This is a genomic window from Dyadobacter fanqingshengii (genome assembly GCF_023822005.2).
GTDB lineage: Bacteria > Bacteroidota > Bacteroidia > Cytophagales > Spirosomataceae > Dyadobacter > Dyadobacter fanqingshengii.
On sequence record NZ_CP098806.1, the window covers coordinates 3,996,258 to 4,017,216 of the forward strand.

Consider the following 20,959-nt stretch of genomic DNA (forward strand, 5'->3'; position numbering starts at 1 on the left):
TCCTTGCAACGTCTTGGATCGGGCTGCTTTTGTTATGCCCGGGCCCAATTTTCGTATGTTTGTGTTTTTTATAATTAATTTTCAGATTATCTAGTTTGTAGTAATGGCTCAGCGAATCATTTATTGGTTTAGAAATGATCTGCGGTTACGTGATAACGAAGCACTTTTTTCAGCTGTGGCGTCAGCAAGTGAAATTATACCCGTTTACGTTTTCGATCCCAGACAATTTGACAAAACAAAGCTTGGCTTCCGTCGCACAGGTGCAATGAGGGGACAATTCCTCATTCAGTCGGTGGTGGATCTGCGAAACCGGCTCAGGGAAAAGGGAGGAGATCTTTTGATACGCATTGGTGACCCTGAAAAGATCATTGCCAAGCTTGCAGAGGAATATAATGCTGGGTTTGTTTACACGAGCAAAGAAATTGCACCCGAAGAAACGCGCATTGAATCGTCTCTGAGCAAAAACTTGAAGCTCGTTAACATTGATATGAAGCTTTTCTGGATGGACACGCTCATGCATGCAACGGCGCTCCCGTTTTCTATTGCAAAGCTTCCCGCCAATTTCCCCGCCTTTCACAACCTGATCAAAACGGCATTAAAAATAAAGGAACCGCTTCCCGAGCCGCAACAGATTACATTGCCCATTGAGTACAAAGCTGGCCCTATTCCCATTTTAGCCCAACTCGGAATTGATCCGAACGAATTAGTAGACGCAGATGCTTCGCAAGTTAGCATTGGAGGTGAAGCCGTGGCTTTACAAATTTTGGAAAAATACCTGACTGACTACATTAAGGAGAACAAAAGCTATGAAACGGCGGATCCGCTGACAGATACACGTTTATCCGATTGGCTTTCGCTTGGCTGCATTTCCGCAAAGTATATTTATGATCAAGTCAAAAAGGAGCAAGCCAGCGCGGATGATACCGCGATAATTGACAATTTGCTTTCCCGCGACTATTTCCACTGGACATTGCTCCGATACGGGCCAAGATTATTTAAACCAAGCGGCGTAAAGCATAATTTCCTTCAACGCTGGCAAAATGACAATGCCATTTATGAAAAATGGACAAATGGCGAAACGGAGGATAATGTAGTCAACCAGTTGATGAACAAATTGAAGACGACCGGCTTCCTGACATCAGCCGAAAGAACAACCTGTGCCACTTTTCTAGTTAATAAGCTGGGTATCAACTGGACCTGGGGTGCCATGTATTTCGAAAGCCACTTAATGGACTATGAAGTATCTGTAAACTGGGGTAGATGGAACAACATTGCGGGCGTTGGGGAAGTGGAATAGCCTTTGTTTTAGTAAAAAACCTATTATCCGGTAATAACCGTGCATATATGCGCTCCCAGCCGGTCATGTAGTTTTTGTTCAGGATTTTGCTAGCTTTGGGCAACTTTGAAACAGATTCATTAACTCTAAACTGAATATTAAAATGTCAAAAGGACTCATTGCAGTTATCGTCGTAATTCTTATTCTTGGATTCGTAGGCTGCGGTAAATATAATGGCCTGGTTAGCAAAGACGAGGTCGTAAAAGAATCTTGGGCTAAGGTCGAAAGTCAGTATCAACGCCGCGCAGACCTTATTCCTAATCTTGTAAGCACAGTTAAAGGCGCTGCGGATTTTGAAAAAGGAACATTAACAGCGGTGATCGAAGCACGTGCAAAAGCAACGCAAACCACTATTAATGCAGGCGATCTTACACCAGAGAACATTGCAAAGTTTCAGGGAGCACAGGACCAATTGAGCGGCGCCCTTTCCCGATTACTCGTTACAGTGGAGCAATATCCGCAGTTAAAGGCCAACCAAAACTTCCTTGAACTACAAGCGCAGCTGGAAGGCACTGAAAACCGCATTACGGTTGCCAGAAACGATTTTAATACAGTCGTGAAAGACTACAACCAAGAAGTGCGTACATTCCCAAACAATCTTTTTGCAGGTGTCTTTGGCTTCTCTCAAAAAGGTTATTTCACAGCGGCAGCTGGTTCGGACAAGGCCCCAACGGTGCAGTTCTAAAAACGCACATTGGTTCTCAGGTACTAAAACCAGATCATTATGGCCACAGATCCTCTCTTTTTTTCTGAAAAGGAGCAGCAGCTAATCATTGAAGCAATTCAGCATGCTGAGAAACAAACTTCCGGCGAAGTAAAAGTGCATATCGAAAAGAAATGTCCTAATCCGGATGTGATGGATCGGGCCAAGGAAGTCTTTCTTTTTCTGAATCTCGATAAAACGGCTGAGCAAAACGGTGTGCTTTTTTATCTGGCATATGAAGACCGTAAGTTCGCTGTTTTGGGTGATAAGGGAATTGATGCGAAGGTTACCGCCGATTTTTGGAACAGTACAAAAGATCTTCTCCGGCAATATTTTTCAAATGGGCAGTTTTCGGAAGGGCTTGCAAAAGGAATCGCAGAAGCCGGTTTTCAATTGAAAAAGCATTTCCCCTTCCGGTCTGGCGACATCAACGAACTACCGGACGATATTTCGTTCGGGCACTGATTTATGAAAAAAGCCCTCATTCTCTTTTGCCTGATTTGTCTCACATTCCTGAATGTGACTGCTCAGGACATTCCAAAAAAACCAGATCCTCCCAAGCTGGTCAATGACTTTGCTAATCAGCTCAATGCTAGTGAAATAGCGCAATTGGAACAGAAACTGGTTGCCTATAACGACTCCACTTCTTCGCAGATTGTCGTTGTAATTGTGCCCACAACCGGCGATTACCCGATTGCCGACTATGCACTAAAAATTGGCCGGGAGTGGGGTGTCGGGCAAAAGGACAAAGACAATGGAATCGTTTTGCTTTGGGCTCCAACGGATCGGAAAGTGTATATCAGCACGGGCTATGGCCTTGAAGGAGCTATACCGGATGCTATTGCCAAGAGGATTATCTCGCAAGTGATCACTCCCCAGTTCAAAAACGGCCAGTTTTATCAAGGCCTGGATCAGGGTGTGGACATGATTTTTAAGTACGCCACAGGTGAATACAAAGCCGATCCCAACGAAGGCAATGACGACGGATCGTTTCCGCCCCTTCTGATTGTCATTATTATATTCATTGTGATTATGATTTTTGTATTCCGAAATCGCAATAATGGTGGCGGGCGCGGCGGATTCGGCGGTTTTGGCGGACCAGTCATTTGGCCATATACTACCCATTCCGGGGGAGGAAGCTTTTCGGGAAACTGGGGCGGTGGCGGTGGTGGCGGCGGTTTTGGAGGCTTCGGCGGTGGAAGTTTCGGAGGCGGAGGAGCTGGCGGGGATTACTAATCTTCTTGACAGTCAATTATTTAACAAGAATATACATTAACAAAAGGCCTGATGCACATAACCGTCGCATCAGGCCTTTTGTTTTACATTGTGTACTAAGCAGTTAACGTATAGTATTGGCATAGTTTTTTGTTTGTATCCAGTAATATTATTATTTAACCTAAACAAATTTCTATGGAAAGGAAAAATAACACCGGTCTATTGGTCGGCTTGGTCCTTATGACAATCCTCGCTGCGGTATTCGGTTATCTTTATTACAATGAACGCATTGTTACCAGTAAGCAGGAAACCAATTTGCAAGCCCGTGTCAATGAACTGGCTTCGGCAGAAATTAAGCTGGATTCAATCGCCAAACAACTTGATGCAAGAATTCAGGAAGTGCAGGGGCTAGGTGGCGACATTGAGGAACTTCAAAAGGTGAAGGCTGCATTGGAAAACGACCGTATCGCATTGCGTAAAGGCAATATGACCATGGGTAAAAAAGTGAAGGAATACGAAGCCTTCCTTACCAAAAAAGACGAAGAGATTGCCCAGCTTAGAGAAGAAAACCAGCAGCTGATCAGTCAGAATGAAACACTAGTCCAGGAAAAAACAACACTGGAAACCACGAAACAGGCAATTAGTGACTCGCTAACCGGCGTTATCACGAAAAACACGGAACTGGAATCCAAAGTGACAATGGCAGCAGCCTTGCGGGCACGCAGCGTTAAGGTGTACGCCGTTTCTTCCAAAGGCAAAGTGAGAGAAGGCGAAAATGTAAAAGCGAAACGCGTAGATAAGGTTCGGGTTGATTTTATTCTCGAAAAAAATCCATTAACATTAGCCGATAACAAAACCGTTTACCTGCGCATCATTGACCCCACCGGAGCAACCATTTCCGATACAAAAACCGGGTCAGGCGTGTTCGACTATAATGGTCAGGAACAAGGATATACGATTAGCAAAGACATTGCTTACACCAACAATAATCAGGATGTGAGCATCCTTTATGACAAGGATGCCTCGTTCGCCCCAGGCAAATACACTATTGAACTTTACTCGGAAGGCTTCTCGATTGGAGAGGGCTCATTTTCAGTAAAGTAAGGCTTACAATGATCAGAAACGTTGTGATGATAGCGGTAACCGGCTGAATGTAGCTGGTTGCCGTTTTCTTTTACAGGCTTATTTTATATTTATCGTTATTTCCTATCTTGTGCAATAAAATTTTCAATAAATAGCCCACTAAACCAAATAAAACACTTCTATTCTATGTCTGCACAGATATCCCAAAAGCATCCCAAGGGCCTATATGTTCTATTTTTTGCTGAAATGTGGGAGCGGTTCAGTTACTATGGGATGCGTGCAATCCTCTTGCTTTTCCTCCTCGATTCCGTAAGAGGCGGAATGGCAATGAATGCGGCAGAGGCCGCGGCCATTTATGGACTTTACACTGCCTCTGTATATTTGCTGACATTGCCTGGCGGCTGGCTCGCCGATAACATTCTCGGACAAAAAAAGGCGATTTGGTATGGCGGAATTGTCATTATGCTAGGCCACATTATCCTTGCCGTGCCAGGCGGCAGCGGATTGTTTTTTTTAGGCCTCACAACAGTTGCGGTGGGAACCGGCTTGTTGAAGCCTAATATCAGTTCAATTGTCGGTGAATTATATCCCGAAGGAGGTGCGCGGCGCGATGCAGCATTCTCCATCTTTTACATGGGCATTAACCTGGGTTCTTTTCTAGGGATTGCCATTGTAGGTTATCTTGGAGAGCGCGTTAGCTGGCACATGGGTTTTGGTGCAGCCGCGGTTGGCATGCTACTCGGGTTATTTGTGTTCCGTTATGGGAGCGCTCGTTATTTAAAAGGAATGGGTGATGTGCCGCCTGCCAAGATCGCAACAGCCGAATCCGATGCCAAAAATGGTGCAAACAAAAAGCTTGGTTATATTTTTATCGCAGCGCTCGTAATCCTTCTGATTGTCCTGCAATCTTCCGGCATGCTGGATATGACCACCGCCCAGGGCTTGGCAAAAGGCGCCGGAGTCATTATTGTCATTATCTCCGCTTCTTATTTCCTGTTCATATTGTTCGCTGGCGGCCTCACACGCGTAGAACAATATCGCGTGGTTGTATTGATCATCCTGTTTCTGGCCATTGCGCTTTTCTGGGCTGGTTATGAGCAGGCGGGAACATCATTGCAAATCTTTGCCGAAAGGCATACCCAACGCGTTATTGGCGGATGGGAAGTGCCATCCAGCTGGTTCCAGAATTTCCAGCCCACTTTCGTGCTGCTTTTCGCACCCGTTCTGGCCAGTTTATGGATCTATTTATCATCAAAAAACCTCAATCCTTCGATTCCTGTCAAATTCGCAGCTGGTTTGATTTTGCTTGGTCTGAGCTTTTTTGTGATGGTTGCGGCGTCCAACATTGCGGTAACGGGTCAGCTGGCTTCCCCACTATTCCTTACTTTCACTTATTTTCTGCACACGATCGGAGAATTGTGTGTAAGCCCGGTTGGATTAAGCTCTTATACAAAACTTGCCCCAAAACGCTATGTAAGTCAATTGATGGGCATCTGGTTCGTAGGCGCATCACTGGGTAACCTCATTGCCGGGATATTTGCGGGAGGATTTGACGAAGAAAATATTATGCAAATGCCTGCCCTGTTCAATCAGGTGGCGATTATAACGACGATTTTTGGCCTTATCCTCCTTGTTTTCTGGAAGCCTATCAAAGGATGGATGGGCGGAATTTCGTAATTAACTTATTAACATTCAATACATTAACAAAATGAAATTAGCCAATCTATGTTATTCTGCACTGGCTTTGTCGCTTGCCATGTCAGCTTGCAAGAAAGAAGCCGACCAGGAATCTGCACGGGAAAAAGTCCCCGGATTTGACACGAGTTCGCTCGATTCAACCATTAAGGTTTGTGACGATTTTGACAGTTATGCCAATGGCGGCTGGAAAAAAAACAACCCGATTCCCGGTACAGAGAGTCGTTGGGGCGCTTTTAATGTGCTTGATAAAGAAAATAAAGAGGTTCGGCTCAAAGGGATTATCCAGGAAATTGTCAAAGTCGAAGACCGGAAAAAGGGAAGCGAAGAGCAGCAAATTGCAGATTATTATCAATCCTATCTGGATACAGTTACGATCGAAAAGCGCTCCATTGCGCCGTTAAAGGAATATCTTGACAAAATCAATGGTATACAATCGCTCAAAGACCTGGCTTCGGTTTCGGGGGAGCTGCAAAAAATAGGCGTTCCTTCGGTTTTGGGCATGAGTGTGGATGCTGATTTGAGAAACAGTAAAGTGAATGTGCTTTACGGCGGTCAGGGTGGGTTAAGTCTCGGAGAAAGAAGTTATTACGACCGCACGGATTCCAGCACAGTAAAAGTGCGTGAAGAATTTGTCAAACATGTTGATAAAATGTTCTCGCTGGCAACATTCCCGGATCAAAAGGCTGGGCAGACAATCCTGGATTTTGAGACTAAGCTGGCAAAACTGCAATTGACCAATGTGGAACTCCGCGACCCGGTTAAAACTTATAACAAGATGTCTTTCAAGGGTTTCCAATCACTCGCTCCCGATTTTGACCTGGAAGCATTTGCTGACAAACAAGACATTAAAACGGACAGCATTGTCATTGAAAACAAGGCTTACCTGCAAAATGTAAACAAATTGCTGAAAGCAACGCCTATTGCAACATTGAAGCTCTATGCGAAATGGCAATTACTTTCAAGGTTTGCCGGCTTTCTGCCGAAAAGCTTTGATCAGGAAAACTTCCGCTTTTTCAGCACAGTCATGCGTGGCACCAAGCAGCAAAAAGCACGGATGGAACGTGCTATCCGCTCAACGGACGGACTTTTAGGAATGCCTTTGGGAAAATTATTCTCTAAAAAATATTTCCCTGAAGAAGATAAAAAGAAAGTTTCCGATATGATCGAAAACGTGCGTACGGTGTACGGCGAGCGTATTGACAAACTTACCTGGATGAGTGATTCAACGAAAGCAAAAGCGCACAAAAAGCTTAAAGCATTTACATACAAAATCGGTTATCCCGACAAGTGGAAAGACTATTCATCCATTGATGTCGTGAAGGATAAATTGTTTGAAAATGTCGTTGCTGCGTCACTTTACTTGCATAAGGAAGAAGTTGACAAAATTGGCAAGCCAGTGGATAAAGCGGAATGGTTCATGACCCCGCAGACTGTAAACGCTTATTACAATCCGCTAAACAATGAGATCGTATTCCCAGCCGGTATTTTGCAACCGCCATTCTACAACCGCGACGCAGACGATGCGATCAATTACGGAGGCATTATAGCAGTGATAGGGCACGAATTTACACACGGTTTCGACGATCAGGGATCACAGTTTGATGACGAGGGTAACCTCAAAAACTGGTGGACCGCTTCGGATCGGGCGAACTTTGATAAGCTAACTAAGAAATACATCGATTATTTCAGCGAAATAGAAGCATTGCCGGGCTTCAAAATCAATGGTGCACTAACCATTGGCGAAAATGTGGCTGACTTGGGAGGGCTAACGCTTGCTTACTACGCGTTGGAAAAATCCCTGAAAGGCAAAGCAGAGCCTGCTCATATCGACGGGTTTAACTGGAAGCAACGCTTCTTCCTGGGCTGGGCGCAGGTTTGGCATATGAACACAACCAATGAAGCATTAAGAAATCAGGTGCAAACGGATCCACATTCACCCGCAAAAGACCGGATCAATGGCCCTATGCCGCATTTGAAGGAGTTTGAAGCTGCTTGGAAATGTACGCCGGGAAGTAAAATGATCTTGCCCGATTCGGCCAGGATCGTGATCTGGTAATTATTTTCCGGCAACGTATCTGTTTCTGTAAACGCTTGGACTACACCCCTTAGCCTGCCTGAATTGGCGGGCTATATTTTTGCTATCGGTAAGCCCCATATCCAGCGCTATTTCAAAAACCGACATGTCCGTATCGAGCAGTTTTTGGGTAAACTTTTCAATGCGGAGGTTGAAAATGTATTTGTAAATCGGGTAGCCTGTTATTTCAAGAAAACGTTTTTCCAGGGCACGGCGCGACAAGGGCACTTGCTTAACAACCTCGTCCACATGCAAGTTTTTATCAATGTTCTGGTGTATGTATTTCAATGAAGACGCGATATGATCATCATTAGTCGCATAAATGTCCGTGGAATGTCTTGTAATGACCTGGACAGGCTTTACTATAATATCATAGTAATTCGAAGTGCCGTGCTTGACCATGTGATCAAGCAGTTTGGCAGCGTCATAACCTCCCTTTTCAGCGTCCAACGCAATGCTTGAAAGCGGCGGATCGGATAAGTCGCAGATCATTTCATCGTTATCAACCCCCAAAACGGCCACTTCTTCGGGAATACGGATGCCTAGTTGCCGGCACACTTCGGTAATGTGTTGCCCCTGATTATCATCACAAGTCATAAGGCCGATAGGCTTCGGAAGCGATTTCAGCCAGCGGCTGAGCGAACTGGGCTTGTAATACCAAAGTTCAGTAGACCGCGCTTTCTTGTGTTCAAAATAATGAACCTTGTGCCCACGCTTTATTAGTCTTTCCTCATATCCCTCGGCCCTTTCTCTGGACCAGACAATGTCATTGAAACCATAAAAAGCGAAATTGGTAAAGCCTTTTTTGAGAAAGTAATCCGCTCCCAGTTGCCCTGCTTCCTGATATCCGCCGGTGATGTTGGGAATTTCAGTAAACCGCTCTTTAAAATCCTGTGCAATCACGGGTATACCCGCCTGGACGATTTTTTCAATGTCCTTATTATAAAGCTGACCAACAATGCCATCGGCTTTCCATTCCAGCGCCCATTTCAGGATCCCATCAATCCCGACCGTTTCTCTGTGAAAAAGCGGCATCCGGCAGAAAATCCAGGGCCCGAATTCTTTGGAATAGGCATTAATCCCCTTCATCAGGCTCTTGCTGTATTCCTCGGCGAAGTCGAGTAGGAGGATGATTTTATACATTCAGCAGGTCAAAAAATGTCCTTAATGCTCGTAATTGTATCATTATTGACCAGCGGCCTGGCCCAAATGCCAATGCTGAAAATGTAAGCCAGCGGCACGAAAAGGAATAACATCGCCATTTGTAAACCAAACAATTCCCCCAGCCCGCCGACGATCAAAGGTACAACTGCCCCACCCGCAATCCCGGCGCACAAAATGCCGGAAAATGTCCCGTGATGCCTGGGAACAGAATTCAATGCAAGGGAAAAAATCACTGAATACATGACCGAAGCAAAAAAGCCGGTGATCGGAAATGCGCTCATAGCAACCGTTTTTGAGCCAAATAATGCAAAGGCCAATGCCAAAATCGCTCCGCAAGTAAAGAAAATTAACACCTTACGGCTATCAAATATTTTTAATAATATCAATCCAAGAAAGCACCCGATCGTAAGCAAGCCCCAGAAATAGGAGATAACGCTAGCGCCGTCCGTGGCGGGATCAACATTGTGATAAGTTTGCAAGAATTGCGAGATCCAATTGGCTATGCCCTGCTCCGCGCCCACGTAAGCGAAAATGCCAAGAAAGAACAACCAGACTGATTTATTAGCAACAAGTTCTTTAAACGAATGCCCCACATCCATGCGCTCATCTTCCAGTAATTCCACTTTTGGAAATTTCACCAACGCAATTACCACGACCATCAGTAATGCTATTACTGCAAAGACCCAGTAAAGTGAAACCCATTTCAGGTTTTCAGGAACGAGGTTATTTAATGTGTTAATCAAAAAACCCGAGCTGCCGGAATGGACATTGAGCACCAGATAACTGTAAAGCATCGGGCTCAGAAATGAAGCGCCACCGAAGAAAAGCTGCGCCAGCACAGAGAAAAAGGCGAATTTCTCCTCGCCACCCGCAACCCGGAGCAGTGGATTAATAACAACTTGCAGCATCGCCATACCAATCCCGATTAGGAAAAGGGACGATAATGCAATGGCAAAACTTGGAATAATGGCAAAAAGCAGCGCCCCTATAAATGCAAGAAAAAAAGCCAGCAGTAACACCGGCTTTTCTCCATATTTCTCAACCATAAGGCCTGCGGGAATAGACATTACGCCATAAGCCACGAAAAATGCAAAGGGAAGAAACCCTGCCAGCCCAATGCTCAGGCTGAAACTCTTTACAATATCCGGAATAATCGGCCCCAGGATATTGGTCAAAAATGAAATGACAAAGAATATCAGCAGGATCAGAACAACAATAAAAATATTCCTTTGCATGAGGGTCAGGGCTTACATTAAACTACTCTTTACAGCTTACTGTGCTGTAACAACGCTCGTGCGGCTTGCTTTGCCAGCCATATCAAAGCTTTTTAGCTTGATTGTTCCGGCCGCTTTCACGGGCGCTTCGTACACAGGCGATTTGGCCGTAGGCTCTGAACCATCCGTTGTGTAATGTATAGCAAGTCCGGGAAGCTCAACATTGGCCTTCAGCATGCCGCCTTCCACCACAGCGCCGGGCATAGGAAGCCTGTAATTATAACCGCCATTTGCGAAGCTCATTCGGGGCATATGTCGCTGTGCAATGCTGTTTGCAAACACATTCCAGCCCTCATTGATCATTTTCTTCCTGGCAGCATCGTCCGCCACATTCTCCCACTTACGCTCGGCAGCCCACGCGCTTTCCGCAAAACCCATTAATTTGGGCAAAATAGAATATTCCATCATATCGCGGCCCTTCACCGTCTCACACCAAAGCTGCGCTTCTATTCCGATCACATTTTTTCTCGCCTCTGGCTTCAACTGTTGCTTGCCGACAAACTCTTCTTTCATTGGTTTGCCAAATGCAGTTTCCTCCGTTGTGCGGAACATATTGAATGGTGCAAATGCCCAGTTATCACGTGTGTCCACAAATCCGCCCCAATACAAGCCCGGCTCTTTTGGGTCATTGTTATAGGACATGTCAAAATAGAAGTTAGTCACATTACAAAGCACAACCTGATAACCTGCATTAGCGAGGCGATTGCCTAAATCTACATCATACACATTGTTCCAAACATAAGGAACCACCGGATGGCCCACAAATTCCGGGTTGGCATTATAGATTCCTGCATTTGTCTTGGTTAATGCAACTTCCTCCCAGCCATGCACTTTCAGAGTACGTTTTTCCAGCCTTGGCAACAATTTCCTGAAAAAGTAAGTCTGCAAGTCACGGAATTCTTTGATATCCGGATTCTCGTTTTTCAATTTTATAGCCATTGGCGATTTGGTCCACGCACCTTCCGCAACCTCATCACCGCCCGTGTGAAATGTATCCATCGTCAGACCCGCCTCTTTGTACATTTTGGCAAATTCATCCACGACTTTTTCAAAAAAGTGATAAGTGGATTCCCGCGCAACGCTCACCGTATTGTTCTTATAAGCCTGAGCCGAAAGGTAAACCGACTTGTCATCCGGGTCGATCAGGCGATATTCATTGGCTTCTTTTTCCTTGCCTTCTTTCATCAAACGATCGTAACGCGCTTCCATGGATTTAATGGCCGCTAGTGCGTGACCAGGGAAATTCACTTCCGGGATCACCTTAATGTGCCTGTCATTGGCATATTTCAGTATTTCAATAAAATCGGCGCGGGTGTAATAACCGCTTCCAAACTTCCCTTCATCATTTGCCACCGGCCCTGATCCGTAAGCAGGATGCAGCGCCGAAACATTGATCCCCGACGTGTGCGCACGGTGCGCGCCAATTTCCGTCAGCTCGGGTAACCCGTCAATTTCTACACGCCAGCCTTCATCCTCAGTGGTATAAAACAAAAAGTGATTGACCTTATAAGATGCAAGCAGATCCAAAACACGCTTGATCGTTTCTTTCGTCTGGAAGTTCCGGCCAACGTCCAAATGCATGCTTCTGAAATGAAAACGGGGTGCATCTTCAACCTGCACATGCCCTAGCATAATGGATGCGGCTAGTTTTTGATAAGATTCTGTGGGCACAAGCTGCAAAAAGCTTTGAATTCCGTAGAAAACACCCGCCGGATCGCTGCCCGTAATGTTCACGCCGCTTGCATTAACGCCCAGCTTATACGCTTCCTTGGCAATGCCATTTACGGAAAGGTTTCCCGTATTTAAAACAATAGATGGCGCCTCCGGCGTGGTGGTGGTTGGCAGCCCTTCACGGATCGGAAAATCTGTTCCGGTAACGGCTTTTAGTTTTTCAATTAGATATTTTGCTTCTTTTTCAAGGCCTTTCTGATAAAAAACATTAGCCTTATTATCCAATGTAAATGTCTCAGTGCCAGCGCTCATTTTCACCGGGCTTGGAATAATTTTCAATAATTGCGCTGCGCCCAGCTTGGTAAATTTCAAATTGTCTTTATAACGCTGCTCAGCGGTTGGAAGCGGCACGAGGTCATCTTTTCCCCTCATAATCTGCTCCTTAGCAACAAACGGCTCCACTGTGAAATCCTTAACCTGCACGATCTCTTTCTCTTTGCCCTCTTTGTCATAAAAAACAAAATACAAGCCCATAGGCGCATCAGTCTCCTTGATAACGCCTTCCGTTCCCGTGTAATTAATGGTTATAGAGTCTCCCGGCGCGAGTTTAAAATCCTTGGCAGCCACCATTTTGTACCAGTCCCCATTCAAATGTTCGATGATAGCCGGTTGAGGCGTTTTATTGCGTTGGATCGGGCGTGGCGACATGTTGAAAAACAGCGCCCAATTGCTGCCGTCCAGCGTAAAATCGCTGCCATTTTTCAGGGTGAACTTTGCGTCAAAACTGTGCGCTGGTTCTATGAAATTGGAAATGAGTTTCCATGAAATGCCGATTTTCTGTGCCTGATCTTTGGTGACATCGCCACTGCGCGAACAGCCGGCCAAAACAAAAAAACAAACGATTACAAGCTGATAAAGGAATATTCTCTTCATAGGGTCAGAAATGCAAAAATTTTAGAATTCAAAGGTGATTATGCGGGTCGCAAAACTTACAGCAATAATATTACTGATAAGTTGGGGAAATATACTAGTATTTCTTTCATCAATAGCCTTTCCGGCGCACCAGCGCGTACTTATCCCCTAAACGGGCAAGGATGAAAAACGAAACAGGAACATTTACAAGGCTGCTTTCCCTGGACGCAATGCGTGGCTTTACCATTGCCGCCATGATCATGGTCAACTTTCCCGGCAGCGAAGAATACGTGTTTCCTACATTGCGACATTCCAAATGGAACGGGCTGACATTCACCGACCTCATCGCACCCGTTTTCCTGTTCATTGTTGGCGTCTCTATTGCATTTGCCTACTCCAAAAGACTCGAACGCGGCGATCCTAAAATGCCGCTGTATCAGAAAATCATCTTCCGTTCATTGAAGATATTTGCGGTAGGAATGTTTTTGAACATGCTTCCCCATTTCGACTTTTCCGACCTGCGGTACACCGGCACATTGCCCCGGATCGCCATCGTTTTCCTCTTTTGCGCGATTTTGTTCCTCAACACAACCTGGAAACAGCAAGCCTGGATCGGCTTTGGAATATTGGTTTTTTACTGGCTGGCCATGACATTGATCCCGACGCCGGGAACGGAAAAAGTCATGCTGGAACCAGGCAACAATCTGGCGGCATGGGTGGATCAGCAATATTTGCCAGGCAAAATGTGGCAGGGAAATTGGGACCCGGAGGGGATATTAAGCACATTTCCATCCTTCGTGACAGGCATTACGGGCATGCTGGCAGGCAGATTACTGCTGGGCAACATGACGCCCAATGAAAAGGCCAATTATCTGATGGCAACCGGCTTTTTCGGGTGCGCGGCAGGCTATTTCTGGAACCTGACCTTTCCTACCAACGAAAATTTGTGGACAAGTTCGTTTGTATTGGTAACATCCGGCTTTGCCGCCATGCTCCTCGGCGTTCTTTACTTTTTGATTGACATTTCAGGAAGAACCAGGGGAACGTCGCCGGGAATCATTTTTGGTGCGAACGCGATTACGATTTATGTGCTCGCGGATATTTTCGCCCTGTTTTTTTATTTGTATAAAATCAATGGGCAAACGCTCAATAGCCATGCTGTCCATGCATTTATCAACATGGGTTTTAATCCGCAGCTGGCTAGTTTGTTATACGCATTGCTCTTTGTTTGCATCAATTTCATTCCCGCTTACATTTTGTACAGGAAGAAGATCTTTATCAAACTGTAAATAACCAGACCTATTTTTTGCCCTCCCACATCATTAAGCCTTCGATCAAGGCAGTAAGCTGCGGCGTTGGCATGTTTGGTGTGAGATAAGCGTGCGGGCCCATGGCGTCGTCCTGCCAGGTGTTGTTCCCGTCCTTGATAATGATCTTTCCGCGTTTCAATCCAAAATAAGGCTGCACACCACGAACGCCTACAAGCACCGCAGTCTGATCCCAGCTTTGGCGACCATTGGCGTCCCCCTGACTTTTGGACATGGCCAATTGATAAGCATCCTTCACCGGGCTTTTCAATCGCTCGTTTCCAATCACATTCACACCCGTGCGAATCTCCTGCCCGATCTCAAAACCACTGAAAATAATCTCCGTAGGCCATTCCGTAAACACTTTTTGCGAGGCCAGGGAATCAACGTAAACATTATATTCACGTCCGGCCGGAAATCTGCCTGCCATGCTCACCAGTCCGCTCACCTTTTTTCTCACCAGGTTCAAGCCCGATAACTGGGAATGTTCATCCGGCTTGGAATCCAGCAAATTGGCCAGGTTTGTCAAAAAACCGACGGTTACAATTGTGACGCTTTGGTCGGGTTGTTTAGCTAAAATTTTACGATAAACCGTTACCGCATCCTCTGCCTCAGCCGATTTTTTGATCTTATGCGGATATTTCTCAATCAGCATTTCAGGCCATTTCTGCGTGGCGCCGTAGGTTGGGGCCGCCAAGCCCTTGGGCGCTCCCGTTGGGAGTTCGGGGCGTCCGAAGTAAGTATTCAGGATGTCAATGGTTGGGACAACCAATTCATTTTTATTGGAAGCAATCACAGCCAGCGGCCTTACTTCGCCCTTGTCAGCCAATGCGTGCATGACGGCCATTGCGCCCACGTCATCATAATCCGGGCCAATGTCTGTATCAAGAATTAATGTTTTGGGAAGCCGGCTTCCTGTCTGGGAATAAACGTGGGAACAAGTTAAGAGACAAACTATCAGTAATATTTTACGCATGGCAATCATTGAGAAAACACTTTTGGCACTATTGCTGTATTCGCGGCATTGGGTCATTATGCTGCAAATTGCGCAAATTTTATGGCTTTAATTCTTTAAAACGTGAAACACCTGCTTTTCCTTTCCGCTCACCACTTCCAGCAGGTAAGTCCCGGAGGCATACTCCCAACCCGTTAAGTCCAGCTTGTGCTTTTGGACAAAACCTGTTGCAGCCGATTTTGAGCTGTGATACATCCGGCCACCATTGTCATATACATTAACGGTCACTTCGTCACCCGTATTAGCCTGATAAGTCACATAAAACATGCCCGTGGAAGGATTCGGGTAAACCTGCCAGGAAGGTTTTTCATCAAAAAACACCGGTTTTACGCTCGAATACTGGTAACTGTTATCCGTATCGATCATTTTCAGGCGATAATAAAGCACACCCGTTTGGCTTGAACTCTGGTCTGTAAATGTATAATCCCGCGTAACATTCAGTCCGCCTCGGGAGGCCATTTCACCCAATTTCACAAACTGATTCTGACGAAAGGCATCATTTCCAGCTGCTACTTCAATGTCGAAATGATTAAAGTCCTCCTCCGAAGTGGTTTGCCATTCCAGTAAAACGGATCTGTCATTATCTGCATTCTTCTTTTTAGCCGAAAAACGGATCAGCGAAACCGGCAATGCATCGCCGGAACCGACGAAGTTTTTCGCCAGCCAGAATTCCGAGAAGTGTTTAACTTTTAATTCAGCATAATAACCTTTATCATAAGGCACTTTTTTCACCAGCTCGGTTGGATAAAAGGCCCAGGCGCCATTCGAGCTGTTTTCAATGTTGCCGTCTTCTTTCGACAGATCCGCATTTTTATATTTGGAAACGCCCAGTTCATAAGCACTCGAAGGTTTATCACAATTATTACATCCGGTCGCATTGACCAATGCCAGCGTCTCACTTTCCAGGAAATAAAGCCGCACAATGGCCGAATCCGGGAGATTCGCATTTTGTGGCTTAATGGTGAAATTCCGGTCGAGATAGTAGTTTTTGTTCGTGTTTCTGACGCCGGTTGTGTTCACATATGCCTGCACTTCCGTGTTACCCAGGTTTTGTCCCCTTGTATTTACAGAAGCAACCAGTTTATTATTTTTCAAAAAATGCACCCAATTGTTTGATGCCGGAACGCTTTGAGAAACGGCCGGACCTGTGCCGGTTTCATCATAAATGCCGTTGGCCTGATCGTAAATATGAATGTCGTCCAAAGCAATTCCCTCCCGGTTATTGAAATTATCGGCGCTGAAAACGAAACGTATTTTCAAACTTGCGAAACCGGTTGGCAATGGAATCGTAGCCACGTGCCATCGCACAAAATTCTGAATGCTCCACGACCCTTTGCCCGAGTAAGTTTTGTTGTACCAATTTGTGCCCTGCCCTTGTGCCCCTAACCTTGTCCAGGCGCCTCCATTGCCAGAATATTCCAGGTAAGCAATGTCGCAGGGCAACGGATCGCAAACCTCCATGTCCAGGGCCACGCTGAAACTCAATGTAGGCGCGGCAAGCCCCGTAACATTGAAGCAAGGGGAAAGCAAATAGGATTCTTCGCGGTCATTATTGGTGCCTGCAAGATTGGTTTTCCAGATGTTTGTTCCACTCGGCGCCGTTTTTATTTGTGTAGAAACGGGCTTTCCGTGCTGCCAGGAGCTGTTTGTTCCTTTTGTATACCAATGTCCGTCATTGCTTTCAAAATTTTCGAGATACGGATACGAACTGATTACCGGCGCATTATGAATCTGAACATTCACCGTGTCATTCAACCGGTAACTATCCGTGTCCAAACCTACCCAAATCTTGATCTTGTGCCAGCCATAGGCAGACAGATCCGCCTTGTCTTTGAATGTATAATTCACCGTCGTCCGCTTCGCCAGCGACGCTATGGTGTCCGTAATCATCGAACCATCATTCAGTTGCAGATAAACCGGAATGTTGGTAATGGTCCGTGCCGAGCTGTTGCGGACCTGCGCAATGACCGTTTCTGCACTGCCTAACCCGCAATTTTCGGCAGCCGGCTGCACAACACTTAGCAATTGAATATCGTCCGTAACAACATAAAGCATGATATCATCGAAAGAATAGCCTGCGCCATTCTTGTCATCGGCTGCTATGATCTTTCCCCATTGTCCCCAGCGCACCTGGAAGCTGGACGAAAAATTTTGGTTATTCGTTGCCAGCAAATTGCTCACCTCAATGCCCTGAGGCATTTTGTAGCCTTCCTGAGGGGAATTTTGATTGGCAAAAAGGTCATAAGCTTCAATCCACGGATCGCTGTCCTTGCCACGGATCCATACGCGGTTGTTCGCATTGGTCTTTTGCCCGTGGTTTTTATATTTAAAATTAAGCCGGACGTCCACATCCTGCACGTCGTAACTGGCCAAATTGAATGTTCCTTCGAGATAGCTAATGTTGCCTGCTGTGAAAAAGCGGTTGGCATCCAGCGTCAGCGCCCTTTGCCCGGACGCAGCCATGCCTGTATTCAAAAATGTCCGCAATCGTCCGGCGGTGGTTGAAGCGCTGAAATCATACCGACCGTCGCCGGTGAGTCCGGTTTGATTCTTTACCCAGGTTTGCGCAGGCAGGCTTTCCATGTCGTCCAAAAACGGCAGCGCGATCTGATCATTGGGCAACTGCCTGAAAACTCTGGTGAGCGTGTCATTGGCAGAAACCAGATCCGATTGTCCATGAATAAACACCTGCAAATGATAATCCCGCACCTGGCTCATATTGGCTCCTATGTTGAATGTATGGTCATATGTTTTGCCCTTTTCAATGAATGGTGTGATTGTTTGCGGCGCAATCGACTGCCCGTCCAGGATGTAACCCACCTCCACAGAACCATTAAAATCCACATCGTCCAGGTTTTTAATCCTTATTTTAACAAAAACAGCATTACCCAGCTCGGAAGATGTGTTTTTCCTGCCCGAACCAACCGGCGTCACAATGGATTCTATTTTCAGATCATTATCTGAGATCGTTCCTGCACACGTGCCGTTGTCCGGTCGCCTCGAAATCGCCAGCGCCCTCCTTCCCGGACGACCATTGATGCGTGCCCGAACGGACATGGAATAAGTGGAATCCTTCAACATTCCGCTAAAAACGTATTTATTCTGCGTAGTAGAATCCACCGCGACCATTTCGTCGCCTTTGAGCAACATTACTTCGTAATCCGTTGCTCCGGTAACCGCAGTCCAGTCGAGGGAAATATATCCTTCACATTGCAGGCTCGATAATGTTACAGTCGGGACGCCCACAACTGTAAATGCTTCACTGACACGCTCCCCGATCACATTATTATTCTTCGTTTGAATGATCTTCACTTTTGCCTTATTCGAAGTCGTTCCGACCGGGATCGTCCAGGTTGTTTGCCTTACAGCAGCAGCAAGATTCACTGCGATGTTTGTCCAGGAACCTCCATCATTTAGCGAATACTGAACGGTATAAGTTCTCTGCGCGTCCGTTGCGGCATTCCAGCTAACGATAATGCCGTCTCCATCTTTCAATCGCTCGTTACCGATCGGGTAAGTGATGGCGGTCTCGGCCGGGACAAAATCGTAAACAACAAAATATTCCTGTGTAGGATTCTGTGGAACTGCATGGCCTTTTACAGAAATCATGTAGGCTCCCGCCGACGGATTATTGATCGTAACCTGCTCTACATTATTAATATGATCTTCGCCTGTAACCGCCACAGCATTCACTTTGGAAGGTGTAGGATCCAGCAGTCTTGGCAGGATAGCGTTATTAGATGGATTGATCACTTTCAGATCCAGGTCATTCACCAGATTTTGTGTGGAAAGTACGGCTGCTGCCGGATCATTATAATATAGCATTACTTTTAATTGCGCCGTTCCCGCCGGAACCTGAATGCCGTGTGTCAATGTCTGCTGATGCCCTACCGCGCCGCTGACGTAATTTTTATCATCCAGCATTTTAAGCGATCGCGAAAGGTCCATCCACCCGAAGCCGTATTTGTAATCCGGCCCTTCATTTCCTTTGTCCGTTGCACCATTGATGATCAGCGCTTTCATCAATGCGTTCTTTGGATTGGCACCTCCGTTAACCTGACGAAAACGCTCATAAAGCAAAGCCAGCCCACCCGCAACTGCCGGGCTCGACATGCTGGTTCCGCTGCCGTTTGTATAAAGGTTGGTAGGGATTGTAGATCGTACCGAGGAGCCTAATGCCACTATTTCCGGCTTAATGCGGCCGTCGCGCACCGGTCCTACGCTGGAATTGGCAGCAAGCAATCCCGTATCAAAAGTATTTCCGACACTGATCACATTCTTGGCAGTCTGATAACCGCTGATCACATTCCCAAAGCCCGGCGGATACGGAGAACAAGTGCCGCCGCCGCTGTTACCAGCCGAAAAAACGTGTTCGAGGTTTGGTAATTGAAAAGCCTGTTCGTCCAGAATGCGTGAATAGAGATCGTAAATCCCGTAAGTTTCACAATTATTGATCTCGCTGCCGTACGAATTATTGGTCACGACCATTGCAAAATCATTCACATATTCGGGAGAGTATGCGATGATGTTCGAAAAGCTTTGTGACACAATGGTCGCTTTTGGCGCATAACCTGCGTAAAGCTCATTCATAATGCCCCCTCCGGCCAATGTCCCCATCGTATGCACGCCATGCTGGCCGGCTTCAATGGCAGCGCGGTTGATGATCCGGTTGTTGAAATCAATGTGTAATAATGGATTGGAATCATCACCATGGCCTACCACAACGCCTTTTCCAGTCAGTTTCCGACCATTCGGTAATGTTGAATGCAGCAGATTGGCGCGCCCGTTAACCAGGCTCCGGTTGTTGAAAGGCTTGTCGCCAGGAGGCGCGGCTTGTACATATTGGATAAATGGCTGCCCCGCCAGTTCCCTGACCCTGTTATCCCGAATGCGCAATGCAATGACCTGATAATCTTTATATTGATCCGAAACAATTTCAAAGTCTTTGGCCTTCAATTGGTTGCTAACCTCCTGAAAACTGATGGATCGTGGATAATTAATCCATACGTCCACCGTCCCCGGCATTTTCACCGCATGAACAGGAAGTTGCCCTTTGGCAAGCGCCGGCTGCATTTTCTGCTCCGGCGTCAGTTCGAAAATGGCCCGGCCGTGCATTCTTGCGAGCGTGCTTTTGTCTGTGTTGCTGGTGAGTGTCGCCGTGTAAGCATTATTGGGAATATAATCCAGCAACTCGATGCCCTCCTGCTTCAGCTGTTCCCGCTCCGCAGCATTAGGAATTGATTCGAATTGAATGACAACAAATGTCCTGGAACCATCGGCTGCGGTCCTTAGATTTGCGCCTTGTTTGCTCGCGGTAATGTTCTTTTCAGGCGTAAACGAGCCGCTTTGTAAAAGGACTTTATAATCCTTTCCGTTTTGTGCGGTAACTGATAAAGAGGTTAGGGCTAAAAACGAAAGTGTGTGGTAAAGTTTCTTCCATTCCATACAATTAGATTCAAAGATAAAACAGGTAATTCTACTTCAATTATAAATGATTTACAAATTAA

General features: G+C 46.1%; 13 protein-coding genes. 8 read left to right on the forward strand and 5 right to left on the reverse strand.

The genetic code is table 11. The features are described from left to right. Positions 1-103: 103 nt before the first annotated feature. The 7 genes from NFI81_RS16645 (at position 104) to NFI81_RS16675 (ending at position 8,091) form a co-directional block, all read left to right on the forward strand. Complete coding sequence (locus NFI81_RS16645; RefSeq protein WP_234611347.1) at positions 104-1,297, forward strand: DASH family cryptochrome; 1,194 nt, start codon at positions 104-106, stop codon at positions 1,295-1,297. A gap of 142 nt (positions 1,298-1,439) precedes the next feature. Continuing rightward, positions 1,440-2,021 (forward strand): LemA family protein, encoded by a 582-nt coding sequence (locus tag NFI81_RS16650; RefSeq protein WP_234611346.1) that lies wholly within the window; start codon positions 1,440-1,442, stop codon positions 2,019-2,021. Between the two features lie 39 nt (positions 2,022-2,060). Further along, positions 2,061-2,504, forward strand: a complete 444-nt coding sequence (locus tag NFI81_RS16655) for a TPM domain-containing protein (protein ID WP_234611345.1) — start codon at positions 2,061-2,063, stop codon at positions 2,502-2,504. Between the two features lie 3 nt (positions 2,505-2,507). Further along, positions 2,508-3,275, forward strand: a complete 768-nt coding sequence (locus tag NFI81_RS16660) for a TPM domain-containing protein (RefSeq protein ID WP_234611344.1) — start codon at positions 2,508-2,510, stop codon at positions 3,273-3,275. 174 nt (positions 3,276-3,449) lie between these two features. After that, complete coding sequence (locus NFI81_RS16665) at positions 3,450-4,358, forward strand: DUF8428 domain-containing protein (protein ID WP_234611343.1); 909 nt, start codon at positions 3,450-3,452, stop codon at positions 4,356-4,358. A gap of 165 nt (positions 4,359-4,523) precedes the next feature. Further along, positions 4,524-6,014 (forward strand): peptide MFS transporter, encoded by a 1,491-nt coding sequence (locus NFI81_RS16670; protein ID WP_234611342.1) that lies wholly within the window; start codon positions 4,524-4,526, stop codon positions 6,012-6,014. Positions 6,015-6,045: 31 nt separating this feature from the next. Next, on the forward strand, positions 6,046-8,091 hold the full coding sequence (locus tag NFI81_RS16675) for a M13 family metallopeptidase (protein WP_234611341.1): 2,046 nt from the start codon (positions 6,046-6,048) through the stop codon (positions 8,089-8,091). Here the strand turns inward: NFI81_RS16675 and NFI81_RS16680 are convergent, their stop codons facing one another. From NFI81_RS16680 to NFI81_RS16690, 3 genes are read right to left on the reverse strand one after another with little or no spacing between them, the layout of a single operon-like run. Continuing rightward, positions 8,092-9,252 carry an AraC family transcriptional regulator gene (locus tag NFI81_RS16680; protein WP_234611340.1) on the reverse strand — a complete coding sequence of 387 codons (1,161 nt, stop codon included), beginning with the start codon at positions 9,250-9,252 and terminating at the stop codon, positions 8,092-8,094. It lies immediately after the preceding gene. 8 nt (positions 9,253-9,260) lie between these two features. Continuing rightward, positions 9,261-10,508 carry a sugar MFS transporter gene (locus tag NFI81_RS16685; RefSeq protein ID WP_234611339.1) on the reverse strand — a complete coding sequence of 416 codons (1,248 nt, stop codon included), beginning with the start codon at positions 10,506-10,508 and terminating at the stop codon, positions 9,261-9,263. A 36-nt stretch (positions 10,509-10,544) separates the two neighbouring features. Continuing rightward, positions 10,545-13,151 carry a family 20 glycosylhydrolase gene (locus NFI81_RS16690; RefSeq protein WP_234611338.1) on the reverse strand — a complete coding sequence of 869 codons (2,607 nt, stop codon included), beginning with the start codon at positions 13,149-13,151 and terminating at the stop codon, positions 10,545-10,547. Positions 13,152-13,312: 161 nt separating this feature from the next. Between NFI81_RS16690 and NFI81_RS16695 the strand changes: the two genes are divergently transcribed. Continuing rightward, positions 13,313-14,419, forward strand: coding sequence for an acyltransferase family protein (locus tag NFI81_RS16695; RefSeq protein WP_234611337.1), 1,107 nt, complete (start codon positions 13,313-13,315; stop codon positions 14,417-14,419). A 10-nt stretch (positions 14,420-14,429) separates the two neighbouring features. Here the strand turns inward: NFI81_RS16695 and NFI81_RS16700 are convergent, their stop codons facing one another. Both NFI81_RS16700 and NFI81_RS16705 read right to left on the reverse strand, forming a co-directional pair. After that, positions 14,430-15,413 carry a nucleoside hydrolase gene (locus tag NFI81_RS16700; RefSeq protein ID WP_234611336.1) on the reverse strand — a complete coding sequence of 328 codons (984 nt, stop codon included), beginning with the start codon at positions 15,411-15,413 and terminating at the stop codon, positions 14,430-14,432. An 87-nt stretch (positions 15,414-15,500) separates the two neighbouring features. Continuing rightward, positions 15,501-20,897, reverse strand: coding sequence for a S8 family serine peptidase (locus tag NFI81_RS16705; protein ID WP_234611335.1), 5,397 nt, complete (start codon positions 20,895-20,897; stop codon positions 15,501-15,503). Between the last annotated feature and the right edge of the window lie 62 nt (positions 20,898-20,959).

What these genes read in the sequence shown, in the direction of transcription:
- NFI81_RS16675 (WP_234611341.1), top strand. Translation starts at nt 6,046, where the DNA reads ATGAAATTAGCCAATCTATGTTATTCTGCACTGGCTTTGTCGCTTGCC.
- NFI81_RS16655 (WP_234611345.1), top strand. Translation starts at nt 2,061, where the DNA reads ATGGCCACAGATCCTCTCTTTTTTTCTGAAAAGGAGCAGCAGCTAATC.
- NFI81_RS16660 (WP_234611344.1), top strand. Translation starts at nt 2,508, where the DNA reads ATGAAAAAAGCCCTCATTCTCTTTTGCCTGATTTGTCTCACATTCCTG.
- NFI81_RS16700 (WP_234611336.1), bottom strand. Translation starts at nt 15,413, where the DNA reads ATGCGTAAAATATTACTGATAGTTTGTCTCTTAACTTGTTCCCACGTT.
- NFI81_RS16670 (WP_234611342.1), top strand. Translation starts at nt 4,524, where the DNA reads ATGTCTGCACAGATATCCCAAAAGCATCCCAAGGGCCTATATGTTCTA.
- NFI81_RS16650 (WP_234611346.1), top strand. Translation starts at nt 1,440, where the DNA reads ATGTCAAAAGGACTCATTGCAGTTATCGTCGTAATTCTTATTCTTGGA.
- NFI81_RS16665 (WP_234611343.1), top strand. Translation starts at nt 3,450, where the DNA reads ATGGAAAGGAAAAATAACACCGGTCTATTGGTCGGCTTGGTCCTTATG.
- NFI81_RS16695 (WP_234611337.1), top strand. Translation starts at nt 13,313, where the DNA reads ATGAAAAACGAAACAGGAACATTTACAAGGCTGCTTTCCCTGGACGCA.
- NFI81_RS16685 (WP_234611339.1), bottom strand. Translation starts at nt 10,508, where the DNA reads ATGCAAAGGAATATTTTTATTGTTGTTCTGATCCTGCTGATATTCTTT.
- NFI81_RS16705 (WP_234611335.1), bottom strand. Translation starts at nt 20,897, where the DNA reads ATGGAATGGAAGAAACTTTACCACACACTTTCGTTTTTAGCCCTAACC.
- NFI81_RS16680 (WP_234611340.1), bottom strand. Translation starts at nt 9,252, where the DNA reads ATGTATAAAATCATCCTCCTACTCGACTTCGCCGAGGAATACAGCAAG.
- NFI81_RS16690 (WP_234611338.1), bottom strand. Translation starts at nt 13,151, where the DNA reads ATGAAGAGAATATTCCTTTATCAGCTTGTAATCGTTTGTTTTTTTGTT.
- NFI81_RS16645 (WP_234611347.1), top strand. Translation starts at nt 104, where the DNA reads ATGGCTCAGCGAATCATTTATTGGTTTAGAAATGATCTGCGGTTACGT.